13 protein-coding genes are annotated in these 14987 nt (G+C 39.1%); 12 read left to right on the top strand and 1 reads right to left on the bottom strand.

Annotated features, from left to right (window positions below; translation table 11 throughout):
- The first annotated feature begins 142 nt into the window (after positions 1 to 142).
- From panB to U9R83_RS07065, 12 genes are all read left to right on the top strand, one after another.
- On the top strand, positions 143 to 976 hold the full coding sequence (gene panB / locus U9R83_RS07010; protein WP_014460974.1) for a 3-methyl-2-oxobutanoate hydroxymethyltransferase: 834 nt from the start codon (positions 143 to 145) through the stop codon (positions 974 to 976).
- 1 nt (position 977) lies between these two features.
- Positions 978 to 1835 (top strand): pantoate--beta-alanine ligase, encoded by an 858-nt coding sequence (gene panC / locus U9R83_RS07015; RefSeq protein WP_014460973.1) that lies wholly within the window; start codon positions 978 to 980, stop codon positions 1833 to 1835.
- Positions 1836 to 2219 carry an aspartate 1-decarboxylase gene (gene panD / locus U9R83_RS07020; protein WP_014460972.1) on the top strand — a complete coding sequence of 128 codons (384 nt, stop codon included), beginning with the start codon at positions 1836 to 1838 and terminating at the stop codon, positions 2217 to 2219.
- A gap of 202 nt (positions 2220 to 2421) precedes the next feature.
- Complete coding sequence (gene dinG / locus U9R83_RS07025) at positions 2422 to 5223, top strand: ATP-dependent DNA helicase DinG (protein WP_014460971.1); 2802 nt, start codon at positions 2422 to 2424, stop codon at positions 5221 to 5223.
- An 88-nt stretch (positions 5224 to 5311) separates the two neighbouring features.
- Positions 5312 to 6109, top strand: a complete 798-nt coding sequence (locus tag U9R83_RS07030) for a hydrolase (protein WP_182421853.1) — start codon at positions 5312 to 5314, stop codon at positions 6107 to 6109.
- 188 nt (positions 6110 to 6297) lie between these two features.
- A complete protein-coding gene (locus U9R83_RS07035) occupies positions 6298 to 6468 on the top strand; it encodes a YpmA family protein (RefSeq protein WP_013056102.1) in 171 nt (56 codons plus the stop codon).
- 11 nt (positions 6469 to 6479) lie between these two features.
- Complete coding sequence (locus tag U9R83_RS07040; protein WP_013056103.1) at positions 6480 to 6968, top strand: cell wall elongation regulator TseB-like domain-containing protein; 489 nt, start codon at positions 6480 to 6482, stop codon at positions 6966 to 6968.
- Between the two features lie 133 nt (positions 6969 to 7101).
- A complete protein-coding gene (locus U9R83_RS07045) occupies positions 7102 to 8286 on the top strand; it encodes a pyridoxal phosphate-dependent aminotransferase (protein WP_014460969.1) in 1185 nt (394 codons plus the stop codon).
- A gap of 154 nt (positions 8287 to 8440) precedes the next feature.
- The gene (gene asnS / locus U9R83_RS07050) at positions 8441 to 9733 is read left to right on the top strand and encodes an asparagine--tRNA ligase (RefSeq protein ID WP_042992237.1); all 1293 of its coding nucleotides are present in this window, start codon (positions 8441 to 8443) and stop codon (positions 9731 to 9733) included.
- 335 nt (positions 9734 to 10068) lie between these two features.
- Entirely contained in the window at positions 10069 to 10776 is a 708-nt protein-coding gene (locus U9R83_RS07055) for a DnaD domain-containing protein (RefSeq protein ID WP_115653375.1), read from the top strand.
- A 140-nt stretch (positions 10777 to 10916) separates the two neighbouring features.
- A complete protein-coding gene (gene nth / locus U9R83_RS07060) occupies positions 10917 to 11588 on the top strand; it encodes an endonuclease III (protein ID WP_014460966.1) in 672 nt (223 codons plus the stop codon).
- Positions 11575 to 12075, top strand: coding sequence for a YpoC family protein (locus U9R83_RS07065; RefSeq protein ID WP_014460965.1), 501 nt, complete (start codon positions 11575 to 11577; stop codon positions 12073 to 12075). The genes nth and U9R83_RS07065 overlap by 14 nt, the downstream gene beginning before the upstream one ends.
- Positions 12076 to 12110: 35 nt before the next feature.
- Here the strand turns inward: U9R83_RS07065 and U9R83_RS07070 are convergent, their stop codons facing one another.
- A complete protein-coding gene (locus U9R83_RS07070; RefSeq protein ID WP_140450323.1) occupies positions 12111 to 14933 on the bottom strand; it encodes a transglycosylase domain-containing protein in 2823 nt (940 codons plus the stop codon).
- Positions 14934 to 14987 lie beyond the last annotated feature (54 nt).

The following is a 14987-nucleotide window of genomic DNA, read 5'->3' on the forward strand; positions in this document are numbered from 1 at the left end:
GGGATGACGCGTAGGTAAGCACATTAGGTAAAGTGTGCTTTTTATAGATGAAGTCTGTCAAAGTCCTTCTTCCTTTTATAGGTAGAAGGGCTTTTTGTGTGCAGACGTGCGCTCATCTCCTCTGAGAAGGAGGAGAAAGTTAGTGAAAACAAAATTAGATTTTTTACGTATGAAACAAAACAATGAACCAATTGTGATGCTGACTGCGTACGATTATCCGTCAGCTAAGTACGCTGAGGAAGCAGGCGTAGACATGATTTTAGTAGGCGATTCTCTAGGAATGGTCGTTTTAGGATATGACTCTACGATTCCTGTAACGGTAGATGATATGATTCATCATACAAAAGCGGTTAAAAGAGGAGCTGCTGATACATTTATCGTCACCGACATGCCATTTATGTCCTATCACGTGTCGAAAGAAGACACGATGAGAAATGCTGCTCGCATTATGCAGGAAAGCGGAGCTCATGCTTTAAAAGTAGAAGGAGCAAACGATGTTCTCTATACAATTTCAGAATTGACGCAAGCTGGTATTCCGGTTGTTGCACATCTCGGGTTAACACCTCAGTCTGTCGGTGTTCTGGGCGGTTATAAAGTGCAAGGGAAAGAAGCGAAAGAAGCAAAACAGCTAATCCAAGACGCGATCAAGTGTGAGCAGGCGGGAGCTATTGCTGTTGTATTAGAGTGTGTTCCTAAACAAGTAGCAAAACAAGTAGCTGAACGCTTAAGCATTCCTACAATCGGAATCGGAGCAGGAGCTGACACGGATGGTCAAGTACTTGTATACCACGATGTATTAACGTACGGTGTAGAGCGTGTGCCCAAATTTGTTCAGTCATTTGCGAAAATAAATGAGCCTATTTCACAAGGGCTTTCACAGTATGTAAGTGAAGTGAAAAAAAGAGAGTTTCCGAAAGAAGCACATACTTTTTCAATGAAAGAAGAGCAGTTAACGGCACTGTACGGAGGGAAATAAGATGAAAGTCATTACAACAATTAAAGACATGCAGCAGGAGATGAAAAAAGAAAAGCAGCTTGGACATTCAATTGGATTTGTCCCGACGATGGGCTATTTGCATGAAGGCCACGCTACTTTGCTTGGAGCAGCTCGCACAGAAAATGAAGTAGTGGTGCTAAGTATTTTTGTGAACCCGACTCAATTTGGACCAAATGAAGATTTTGATACGTATCCAAGAGATTTTGAACGCGACGAGCGCGTGGCAAAAGAAGCTAACGTCGACTATTTATTTTATCCTTCAGTAGAGGAAATGTATAAGTCAAGCCGTTCAGTTGCTATAACCGTGACAGATCGTGTAGACGTATTGTGTGGACAGAAGCGCCTCGGTCATTTTGATGGAGTAGCCACGGTACTAACAAAGCTTTTTCACATTGTAACCCCAGATCGTGCATACTTTGGTAAAAAAGATGCGCAGCAAGTTGCTGTAGTAGATGGCTTAATTGAAGACTTTAATTTCCCCGTGGAGCTTAGAGCAGTAGACACGGTGAGAGAAGCAGACGGATTAGCTAAAAGTTCTCGTAACGTATATTTAACAGATAAAGAAAGAGAAGAGGCACCTGTTTTATTTAAGAGTTTACAAACCGCTCTGCAGCTTCTTGAAAGCGGAGAGAAGCATGTAGAAATCCTTAAACAGACCATTCGAAAAGAAATTGAGCAACATACGAGCGGTAAAGTGGATTATATCGATGTTTATACGTATCCAGAGCTAAAAACGATTAAGCAAGCCGCTGGCAAAATCATTATTGCTTTAGCTGTTCAATTCTCTAAAGCCCGTTTAATTGATAATGTAATTGTAGACGTACAGGGGGATAACTAAATGTTTCGCACGATGATGAATGCCAAAATACACAGAGCACATGTAACTGAAGCCAACTTAAATTATGTTGGGAGCATCACCATTGATCAAGATATCATTGACGCAGTGGGAATCGCAGCAAATGAAAAAGTCCAAATTGTAAACAATAATAACGGAGCTCGCTTGGAAACGTACGTGATTCCCGGCGAACGCGGGAGCGGTGTAGTTTGTTTAAATGGGGCTGCTGCAAGACTCGTGCAGCCTGGAGATATCATCATCATTATCTCTTATGCGCTCGTAGCAAATGAAGAAGTAGCTCACCATCATCCAACCGTAGCGATTATGAATGAGCAGAATAAAATCCAACAATTGCTTAAACAAGAACCAGCTGGTACAATTCTATAAGAACAGTCCCCCTTTATGAGGGGGATTTTTATTTGAATACATACGCTAGTAAGTGAACGGTATAAACCTCTATACACACTAAAGTAAAACTTCTATGTATGAAAGCCTCTCTGTTTTTCACGAGAAGGAGTTGCGCTTTTAAAGCATATAGAGCAGGCTTTCACTTTATACTATAAAAAGACAGACTTGCGAGGTGTTGACCGTGAATAAACGCTTTGTTGTGGTAGATCTTGAAACGACGGGACATTCTCCAAAACAAGGAGATAAAATGATTCAATTTGCTGCTGTCATAGTAGAAGACGGCAAAATTGTTGAACGTTTTTCTAGTTTTTTAAATCCGGGTATGGATATTCCGCCTTTTATTACACAACTAACTAACATTCAAAATGATATGGTGAAAGATGCGCCTTTATTTGAAGAAATTTCACCTAAAATTATAGAATTGCTAGATGATGCTTATTTTGTTGCACATAATGTGGCATTTGATTTAACTTTTTTACAAGAAGAACTCTATCAGTGCGGAAGGGAGACGCTTTATAATTCAACCGTAGATACCGTCGAACTGGCCCGGATTCTGCTGCCTACAGTTGATGGGTACAAACTTAGCCAATTAGCTGAGTATTTACATATTGAACATGAGAACCCTCATCAAGCAGATAGTGATGCAGAAGTAACGGCACGTATTTTACTGTTACTAATTGAAAAATTAAAAAAGCTACCTCTAACAACCTTAAAGCAGCTGTATGCGCTAAGCTTGCACTTTAAAAGTGAAATTGGAGAACTGATTCAACAAGTTATAGATGATAAAAGTTATGCCGAGGATGATTCTTATGAATTTATACATGGCATTGCGCTAAACAAATATCAGCCGCATTCAGCTAATGAAAAGCAGCACTCTCATACGTACGAAATATTTGAAACTGAAAAGCAAAAGCTATTCCATCAGGCTCTGCCATTGTTTGAAGAACGAAAAGGTCAGTGGGAGATGATGAACTTTGTACAAGAGTGCTTTGCAGGTAATGAGCATGCTTTAATTGAAGCCGGGACTGGTATTGGTAAAACCTACGCTTATTTAGTTCCTGCCGTGTTTTATGCTTCTGTTCATCATCAACCAGTCATTATATCAACTAACACGGTAACGCTTCAGCAGCAAATCATCGAAAAAGATGTGCCCATTCTAGAAAAGATTGTTCCGTTTCCTGTTACAGCAGCTGTTTTAAAAGGAAGAGAACACTACATTAGTATAAGAAAATTTATTCAGCTCTTAAAAGAGCGAAATAATAATTACGATGCGATCCTCACAAAAGCGAAGCTGCTTATTTGGCTGACGGAAACGGAAACGGGCGACAGCGATGAAATAAACCTGCCTTCTGGCGGCAAACTTTTTTGGGAACAGCTAAATGAAAGCAATCCGTCTCCAAGTGACTTTAAGCATCCTTGGAAACTTTATTCTTTTTATGAACGAGCGCAGAACAGAGCGCAAAATGCCCATATAGTAGTGACAAATCATCGCTTGCTGTTGATGGATGTGATGAGTAATCATGAGCTGCTGCCTGAGTATGAACAGATTATTATTGACGAGGCTCATCACTTAGAAGACATTGCCGGAGAAGAGCTGGGAGAGCGGTTAGATTATTTTGCGGTTCATGCGCTATTAAACCGAATCGGAACTATTCAAGATAAAGGGCTGTTAAAAAAAGTTCATCATACGTTTGTGAAATATAGCATCGAGCTTAACACTGAATTTCTTCAAGACCTGTTTGTGCAGCTTCATTCTGAGTGCGATGACTTATTTCGTTTGATTCATTCTTTTGTCCAAAAAAGAATCGGCAATCAGCAGGGCGAGATTGGAAGAAGCAGCTATCGATATAAAGTGGAAAAAGAGCATGGGCATTACTGGACGGCTATTCAAGAAGCAGCTTCGCGCATTCGTTTTTTAATTCACGATCTTTTTACATGGAATGATGGGGCAAGACATTCCTTTGACGAACTATATGACAAAGTCACAAAAAATGAACAGTCGTCTCTTCATGAATTTCAAACGGCTGTTAAAGGATTTGAGCACATATCTCAGCAAATAGAAAAGCTTTTGTTCAAACAGCAGAGTCATCACGTAACGTGGTTTGAGATTGAACCAAAAGGAGCAGCGAATGCTACGTATATCTATAGTCAGCCTACTTCCATTGCCGATACGCTGGCTGATGAATTTTTCGCCAAGAAACAAAGTGTTATTTTAACATCGGCTACATTGACGGTGAATGGAACATTTGATTATTTAATTCAAGAGCTAGGGTTATATGACTTTCAGCCTGCTCAACTCATTCTCCCTTCCGAGTTTGATTATGAGAAGCAAGCTAGAGTCTATATTCCTCAAGATATGCCTGCTGTTAACGAAGTATCATTATATGAGTATAGCGCTATGATGGCAGAAAGTATTCTTGACGTAGCTAAAGTAACAAATGGTCGTATGCTGGTGCTTTTTACTTCATATGACATGTTGAAAGCTACGTATGGTTATTTAAAAGAGTTAAACGATCTTGAAGAGTTTGTACTGCTCGGCCAAGGAGTCACAACTAGAAATCGTAATAGACTGTTAAAAGACTTCAGCCAGTTTGAGCATTCCATCCTTTTAGGTACAAACAGCCTGTGGGAAGGAATTGATCTGCCAGGAGATTTATTATCATGTCTCGTAATTGTGAGACTTCCTTTTTCATCTCCTAATCAACCTCTGCTGACAGCTAAATTTGAGCAGATGAAAAAAGAAGGGAAAAGTCCTTTTATGAATTATTCACTTCCTCAGGCCGTTATCCGTTTTAAACAAGGGTTTGGGCGGTTAATTCGTTCAAAAAGTGACCGAGGAGCTATATTTATTTTTGATAACCGTATTACGCGAACAGCATATGGATATCATTTCCTTCACTCACTTCCAAAAGTCCAGGTTGTTCAAAAAACGTTTTCGAATATCTTACTGGACTACAAAGAATGGTGGAATGAAAAGACTTGAGCATACGCTTAAGTCTTTTTTTATGCATACTGTTTCTTCACTTGAGAGACGATAGTAATATACTACGATAAGCAAATGAGGACAGTGTATGATTAAAATATTGATAAGTGCTGTACTGTTTTTTAGTTTTATGAACTGTTCGGCTTCAGCAGCCGTCATTAAAAACGTAGATTTTGGTTTGCAAGCTGATGAAGTAGTGATCACCTTTCTACCTCTTTCAGCTGGAGAAGCGAGTCTGATTCAAGACGGAAGCGGTGAGAACATTTTGATAAATACCGGGAATGCATCTTCCTATCCCGAGCTAAAGAAGTGGTTGAAGCGATATAAAGTGAAAAAAATCAACCAATTAGTGATTACAAAACAGCAAAAGTACTATGATTCAAATGTTCAGCGAGCTGTGAATGATTATCATATAGAGCGCATTATTGTCCCGGCTCAGTACCAGGCGAAATTTCAAACAGAGAAGTGGAAAGAAAATGATTTATTTCAGTTAACAGATAATATACACGTTGATGTCTTGCATGCATCGAAGCAAAAAACAGCGGCTATGGATCTATTATTTACGATTGGAGAACATCGGATTCTATATGCAATGAGCAGTTCAGATGAAATAGAAGAAAAATTTTTACGCATTCCTCTTACCCATGTAGATGTATTGAAAATTCCTAATTTTGGAGAGGGAACGTTTTTTTCGAATACATTTTTGAAGCAATTAGATACACAGCTTGCCGTTGCGTTTACGAAACCAGGCCGTTCCTATTCCCCTCGACTGCTTTCAAATTTAACAGCTGAATGGATTGAATTATATGACGTAAAAGAAGGGAGCGCTTACTCTATTAAAATGTCACTAAAATCCTATGATGTGATGAAATTTTCTGCAAAATAAACAAATTTCCTTTTGCAAAAAGAGGTAAATTCCTTATAATATTATATATGTTTACTTATTTATTCGGTTTTTACGCAAAACGTACGGACGGGATCGATGGGTGAAAAAGATGACGATGGTTTTTGATACCTGTTATAATACGGATATCGTCATTTTTGCGTCGTGATAGACGAGCTAGGAGGTTTACAATGGAAAGTAGGATTGAAGTATTATCAACTGTCCGCGTGGAAAATTCCTCGGATTTATATAAAATTGTTGATAGTTTGAATCGCACGTTGAAAAAGCAAGATTTGATGTTCGGATTAGCGTTAGACGAAGAAGATCAAAGCAAAGCTGTATTTACAATTTATCGTACATAAGTAGGGATTTTATGAAAAAGTTAATTATTGTAGCGGTAGCTGCTGTGCTTTTAATTATCGGGGGCATTTCTTTTAGCATTTATCACTCGTCCGTGAAGGATGTGCAGTCTGCCGAGGAAAAAGCAGCATCCCAAGCAAAAAAAGAATTTAATTTGAAATCTGTCACAAGCACCCAGCCATATTTCGGCAATCATGCATTTTATGTAGTAGAAGGTACAAACCGAAGCAATCAAAAGGTAATTGCTTGGATGCCTAAAAGCAAAAAACAAACAGCAGTTTTAAAGAAAGCAAGCAGCGGGATCACAAAAGAAAAAGCCATTTCCATTGTGAAAAATGATAAAAACCCGCAGGAAATTAAGTCGGTGCGCCTAGGCATTGAAAATAAAAAGCCGCTGTGGGAAGTAACATATGTGGATAAAGATAAGAAACATTTAACATACTATTATCTTGATTTCTCTAGCGGTGAATTTATAAAACGATACAGCTTATCTCAATCGTAAATCGTTTATACCATATGAAATGTCATATGTGTCATAATATAAGATTTTAGCGCTTTATGAAAATGAAGCCAATTTTTTATCTATAATCAGCCCCCGGGCTGATTATAGCTTTAGTTCATAGGGGGAGATTTTAGTGAAGTTAGCAAAACGTGTATCAGCATTAACGCCATCATCAACATTAGCGATTACAGCAAAAGCGAAAGAATTGAAAGCGGCTGGTCATGATGTGATTGGACTTGGAGCAGGGGAACCTGATTTTAATACGCCGCAGCACATTTTAGAAGCGGCTGTCACAGCAATGAATGATGGTCAGACAAAATATACGCCAGCAGGCGGCCTTGCACCATTAAAAGAAGCGGTAATTGAAAAATTCAAACGCGACCAAGGCCTGACGTATTCACCTTCTGAAATTATTGTTTGTACAGGTGCTAAGCACGCACTGTATACGTTATTTCAAGTTCTGTTAGACGAAGGTGACGAAGTGATTATCCCAACTCCTTACTGGGTAAGTTATCCTGAGCAAGTAAAGTTAGCAGAAGGTACACCAGTATTCGTTGAAGGTTCTGAAAATAACGAATTTAAAATCACACCTGAACAATTAGAAGCGGCTATTACTGCTAAAACCAAAGCTGTTATTATCAATTCACCAAGCAACCCAACAGGTATGATTTACACAAGAGAAGAGCTTCAAGCTTTAGGAGAAGTTTGCTTGAAGCACGATATTTTTATCGTATCAGATGAAATTTATGAAAAGCTTGTATATGGTCAAAATGAACATGTATCGATTGCACAGCTTTCACCAGCGTTAAAAGAAAAAACAATTATCATTAACGGTGTTTCTAAGTCACATTCCATGACGGGCTGGCGCATTGGATATGCAGCTGGTGATGCTACAGTTATTAAAGCGATGACAAACCTAGCGAGTCACAGCACGTCAAATCCAACATCTATTGCTCAATATGCAACAATTGCTGCTTACAACGGCACTCAGGAGCCGGTGGAAATGATGCGACAAGCTTTTGAAGAGCGTCTAAACGTGATTCATGAAAAACTAATTAACATTCCAGGGTTCTCATGCTTAAAACCACAGGGTGCTTTCTACTTATTCCCTAATGCAATTGAAGCTGCAAAATTAACTGGCTTTGATACAGTTGATGCTTGGGTAGAAGCTATTTTAGAAGAAGAGAAGGTAGCCCTAGTTCCTGGATCAGGATTCGGTTCACCTGAAAACGTACGTCTTTCTTATGCTACATCACTAGATCTGCTAGAAAAGGCATTGGAACGAATTCAATCATTCATGACTCGTCATATAAAATAAAAAGATTATATTTAAAAACAAAAGAGCCTTTTAGCACAAATCACACGTGTTAGAAGGCTCTTTTTGTTTGTTACTTGTTATTATGTTTGTCGAAATGTATAATAGGATGGCATACATAATTACGAAATGTAAGTTTTTTGGAGGGATATTAATCGTGAAAATTACGATTTCAGAAGCAAGCAAGCATGTAGGAAAAGAAGTAACAATTGGTGCTTGGTTAGCGAATAAACGTTCAAGTGGTAAAATTGCCTTTTTACAGCTGCGCGATGGATCAGGATTCATGCAAGGGGTAGTTGTAAAAGCTGAAGTAGAAGAAGAAACTTTTAAATTAGCTAAATCTATGACGCAAGAATCATCACTATATGTAACAGGTGTGGTACGTGAAGATGAGCGCTCACCGTTTGGCTATGAGTTAACAGTTACAAGCCTTGAAGTTATTCATGAAGCTGTTGATTATCCAATTACGCCAAAAGAACATGGAACAGAGTTCTTAATGGATAACCGTCATTTATGGCTGCGTTCTAAACGTCAACATGCTGTTATGAAGGTTCGTAACGAAATTATTCGTGCAACGTATGAATTCTTTAACGAAAACGGGTTTACAAAAGTAGATCCTCCAATCCTAACAGGAAGTGCTCCTGAAGGAACAACAGAATTATTCCACACGAAATATTTTGACGAAGATGCATACCTTTCTCAAAGTGGACAGCTTTATATGGAAGCAGCAGCAATGGCGCTTGGAAAAGTATTTTCATTCGGTCCAACGTTCCGCGCTGAAAAATCTAAAACACGTCGTCATTTAATTGAGTTTTGGATGATTGAACCAGAAATGGCTTTCTACCAATTCGAAGATAACTTGAAAGTACAGGAAGAATACGTATCTCATGTTGTACAGTCTGTTTTAGCAAACTGTAAGTTAGAGTTAAATGTACTAGGTCGTGATACATCTAAGTTAGAACAAATTAAAGCGCCATTCCCTCGTATTTCGTACGATGATGCTCTTAAATTCTTACATGAAAAAGGATTTACAGACATTCAGTGGGGAGATGACTTTGGAGCACCTCATGAAACGGCTATCGCAGAAAGCTATGACAAGCCGGTATTCATTACGCACTATCCGACGTCATTAAAACCGTTTTATATGCAGCCAGATCCAACAAATGAAGACGTAGTATTATGTGCAGACTTAATTGCACCAGAAGGCTACGGAGAAATCATTGGAGGCTCTGAACGTATTCATGATCAAGAGCTTTTAGCTCAGCGTGTAGAAGAGCACAAATTAGATACTGAAACGTATAAGTGGTATTTAGAGCTTCGTAAGTATGGCTCAGTTCCACATTCAGGATTTGGTTTAGGCCTTGAGCGTACGGTAGCATGGATTAGCGGCGTAGAACACGTTCGTGAAACGATTCCATTCCCACGCTTATTAAACCGTTTATATCCGTAAGGAAGTGAAAAAAGTATTCTGACTCTTGTAGTCAGGATACTTTTTTAGCTTTTTTATAAATCATAAAAAGAAAAGAAAAAAGAGGCTTTTACTTATATCATAAGGAAACAAAGGCAAACATAGAAAAGAGTCTAACTTAAAAGGGAGTTGCAATTCTCGGAAAAATAAGTTAGTGTAATATTCTTGGAAGGAAGTCATCGTTCGTATATATTTTATATGTGCAGAGCAATGGTACGGTTTCAGCGGAAAGTTTTACATAGAAGCTTTTTTAGCTTCGAATAATTATTACTTTGACTATAAACTTCATGATATACTAACTACTGAGGTGTTCGGATATGAAAAAAGAAACGTTAATTGAATGGTTTGAACAAGGCACAGTTTCAATTCCGAAGCTGCTGTTTAATCACTATAGCGATTTGGGAATGAACGAAACGGAATTCATGACGTTAATGCATATTTATGTTTCCATTGAAGGCGGTGAAGGTTTCCCGACACCTAACGAATTGGCGGCAAAAATGAGTATTTCAAGTGCTGTCTGTATGGATACGCTGCGAGCATTAATTCAGCGCGGCTTTTTATCTATTGAGCAAGATCAACAGCAAAACGCCCTTATTTGTGAACGTTATTCATTAAAACCGCTTTGGGAAAAGCTTATTCATCATATGATGCAAGAAACAAGAGAAGTAGAAAAAAGCGAAGAAGAACAAGAAGAGCTTAATTTATATACAATGTTTGAAAAAGAGTTCGGCAGAGCATTGTCTCCGTTTGAATGCGAAACGCTAGCGATGTGGATTGATCAAGATCATCATGATCCCATTATTATTAAAGCGGCACTAAGAGAGTCGGTGATGTCTGGAAAATTAAACTTCCGGTATATTGATCGTATTTTATTTGAGTGGAAGAAAAATGGTATTCGGACCATTGATCAAGCCCGCAAGCACAGCCAAAAATTTCGTCAAAATCAACAGCCCAAAAAACTATCTTCTGTTAACCCTTCTCAGTCTACATCAGCCATTCCTTTTTTTAACTGGCTAGAGCAATGACAGAATAAAAAGCTGCTTCAAGATTCAAGTAGTTGAATCTTAAAGCAGCTTTTTTAAAAGAATATGGACAAAAGTAACATTTAACAGGAACCCTATTGTAAAATAGGAGGGAACTACCTGTAAGAAGAAGGAGAACTAGTATGTTAACGTTAAAACAAATCAGACAGTGCCTAGATGCTATGGCGGAAATGTTTCCTGACGCTCACTGTGAGTTAAATCATCGGAATCCCTTTGATTTAGTCATTGCTGTAGCGCTATCTGCTCAGTGCACAGATGCTTTAGTCAACCGCGTAACAGCGGATTTATTCAAGAAATATCAAACGCCTGAAGACTATTTAGCCGTTTCGTTAGAAGAGCTGCAGCAAGATATTAGATCAATCGGCTTATATAGAAATAAAGCTAAAAATATTCAAAAGCTCTGCCGTATGCTCATTGATGAATACGGAGGAGAAGTTCCAAGAGATCGTGATGAGCTGACAAATCTTCCAGGAGTAGGGCGTAAGACGGCTAATGTTGTTGTATCCGTAGCTTTTGGAGTACCGTCAATAGCAGTAGATACGCATGTAGAACGTGTAAGTAAACGCCTTGGGATTTGCAGGTGGAAAGATTCCGTTTTGGAAGTGGAAAAAACGCTGATGAGAAAAATTCCGAAAGATGAATGGTCAGTTACCCATCATCGACTTATCTTTTTTGGACGCTATCACTGTAAAGCACAGTCTCCTCAATGTCATGTCTGCCCGCTTCTTGACCTTTGCCGAGAAGGAAAGAAACGAATGAAAGGAAAAGAGAAGAAGACAGATGTTATCGATTGAAGTGCCGTCACATTTCATATGCGAACCATTCTATTCAAAAGAAGATCGGGTTCTTGAAGTGGATGAAAAAAATGGAAGAAATTATTTTGCTTATGATATTTTATACGATGTACATAAAGAAACGAAAACACCTTGGAGGGATGTTCAAAAGAACATACGGCCATTTTTTGAAAAGTGGGAAACTCAAAGAGAAGAACTGTATACGCTTTTTTCTCAGCGAAAAGCAAAAGAAGCAGCGCCTTGTATGAAACAAGCTGCTTCTATGTATATTAGTTTACTGTTTTGGATTAATGGACAGCCCGTTCGGCGTTTAAATCGGCTGCAAGAAGACATAGCAGACTTAACCTATAAGCCTATTAACTGTGCTGAGAGGCTTCTGTTTTTGCTGCAGCGAGTTTCTTCTTATCAAGCGTATATTCAGCTGACAGAATTATTTAATGAGCTGCGTAAGCAGTATGCAAAAATGCTTATTCTTCACAAGAAATAAAGCCCCTACACGTGTAGGGGCTTTTTACTGCTACGTTAATTTTCAGTTGTTGGCTCTTGCTGTGGTGTAGCAGGTGTTGACGGCGTCGATGGTGTAGCAGGGGTTGATGGTGTTTGACTTCCTGAGTCATTTCCACCGTTGTCTGCTGGAGGAGTTGTTGTGCCTCCGTTATTATTGTTGTTACCGTTGTTACCATTGTTAGCATTACCGCTATCATTATTATTATTATCGGTATTGCCGCTATTATTGCCGCCGTTATTGTTACCATTATTGCTGTTTTGGTTATCATCCGGCTGAGTAGATGAATCGTCACCTTGATCAGAGCCGTTGTTTTGATCATTGTTGCTATTGTCTTCATTTTGATTATCGTCCGTTGTTCCGTCATCTTCAGGCTTAGTAGAATCATCTTCGGTAGCTTGATCTGATGAATCAGGGACTTTTACAGAAGAACTAGCGCTTTGGCCCGTATTTGTTGTTACGGTGAAACTATACGTTGCGCCTGGTGCTGGGCTGGAAATTGTTTTTCCACCGGCTCCTGCGCCAGATGCGAGTTGTTCAGAACCGCTAGGAGATGACATTGTGACTGTAAAGGTTGTATCACTGGCTGCATTTGACGCTGACCAGTTAACTGAAATTGCTCCTCCGCTATACGAAGCAGTAATTTTTGGCTTCACATCTTTTTTATTGTCTTTTTTGTCCTCTTTTTTATCTTCTTTCTTTTCTTCTTTTTCTTTTTCTTTCTTCACAAACGTTTGAGATACTTTTGTCGGTGCAGTACCGCGTACAAAGTATTCTTTCGTAATTAAGCTCGAAGGAGTAGAGCCGCTTGGGCGTTTTAAGTCTTTGCTCGTTGGTTTTTCCACGGAACGTTCAACTACGCTGTCCGGCTGCTTGAAACTTCCTTTAGGTTTGCCTTCAGAAATATGAGTAATAACATGCTTAAAGATATTTTTTGCCATGCCTGTTTCATTAGCACTTAAAATATAGCCGTCTTTAGCAGTTTCATAGCCTGTCCATACGGAAATCGTATAGTTTGGCGTAAACCCATTAAACCAAACGTCTTTTTCACCAGCGTCTGGAATATTGTATCGTTGCTTTTCTGCAGCACTAAAGTTCGAAGTTCCTGTTTTACCCGCAATTTCTAGTCCTGGTGTACGAACGGCACGAGCTGTACCATAAGATTCGTTTACAACAGATTTCATCATGTCCGTCATCATAAATGCCGTGTAATCTTGCATTGCGCGTTTTGATTTTGGCGTTAAATCAATTTCTGTTCCATCTGGGAATTTTACCTTCGTCACTGTATGAGGTGCATTGTACATACCTTCATTTGCAAAAGCACTATAGGCTCCAGCCATTTGTAGAGGTGTAACACCCGTACGGAAGCCTCCGATAGAATAAGATTCAGAATAAGCTTCGCCGTCTTCTTCGTCTAATTTTAGCCCAAGGCCCGTAGCAAACTCTTTTGCTTTGTCTGCCCCGGTTGCTTGAAACGCTTTTAAAGCAGGGATGTTCAGTGAGCGTCCTAAAGCTTCACGCGCTGAAACCCACCCTTTATAATTGCGTCCAAAATTTCGGATTGGCGTGCCGTTTGAATAATGATATTCTTCATCTTTTATCGGTTGTCCAGTGGACCACTTTAAGTTCTCAATCGCTGGGCCGTAATCTAAGATCGGCTTAATTGTTGAGCCGGGCTGGCGTCTCATATTTGTTGCAAAGTTTAAGCCGCCTGACACACGATTACGTCCGCCTCCAATTGCTTGAATACCGCCTGTTTCGTTGTCTACAACGACAAGACCTGCTTGGAATTTATCGTTCGGGAAGTTGACTACTTTGTTATTCATCACATCATCCACATAGTCCTGAGCATTAGTGTCAAGCGTTGTATAAATTTCTAAGCCCGCAGAAAATGGATCCGCGTCTGTTTTCTTTTTTACTTCTTCGATTACTTGATCAATAAATACATCGTACTTAGATGTTGATTCAGTTTGTTTAGCTAAGTGAGCCTGTACATCTACTTGTTTTGCTTTATCGGCCTCGGCTTGTGTAATGAAGCCGTTTTTAGCCATTAAGTTTAATACTGTGTTACGGCGTTTAGTAGCATTCTCTGGGTTTGTAACTGGGTTATAAGTAGTTGGCGCTTTTGGTAAGCCTGCCAACATAGCAGCTTCATCAAGAGTTAAATCTTTTACGCTTTTAACTCCGTAAAATTTCTCAGCTGCTCGTTCAATACCGTATACTTCACCTGATGCGAAATATATTTTGTTTAAATACATTTCAAGAATTTGTTGCTTCGAATATTTGCGCTCAAGCTGGTAAGCTAACCACATTTCTTGTACTTTACGTTTAACCGTCTTCTTTGGTGATAAGAATGAATTCTTTACCACTTGCTGAGTAATCGTACTACCGCCCTCAGCACCGAAGCCGTTTTTAAAGTTCGCCATTAATGCTCCGCCAATACGGTAAAAGTCGACGCCGTGATGTTTATAAAAACGAACGTCTTCCGTAGCGATAAATGCGTTTTTGACGACTTGAGGGATTTCATCGTATTGCACATATGTACGTTTTTGAGCTCCAATTTCTTTTACAACTGTCTTTCCATCGTTTGCATATACTTTAGATGAAAAAGAGTTTTTTAATACCGAGTCATCAACTTTTGGAGCATCGCTTATCATAGCAAAAAAAGTTCCCACTCCGGCAATGAGCCCGATGATTCCTATGAGTAAAACTGCGGCGACAATTTTACGAAATAGGCCTCCTTTTTTCTTCTTTTTCGGTTTTCCTTGAGATTTACCTTCTGGTTTGTTGTCATTCATAGCTCTTCGTCGTTCTTCACGAGAGCGATAATTATCTGACATAAAAACTCCTACCTTTCAACGCATTGTAAGAGAATGATTTCCGTAAACATATAT

The organism is Priestia sp. LL-8 (assembly GCF_036227845.1).
GTDB lineage: Bacteria > Bacillota > Bacilli > Bacillales > Bacillaceae_H > Priestia > Priestia zanthoxyli.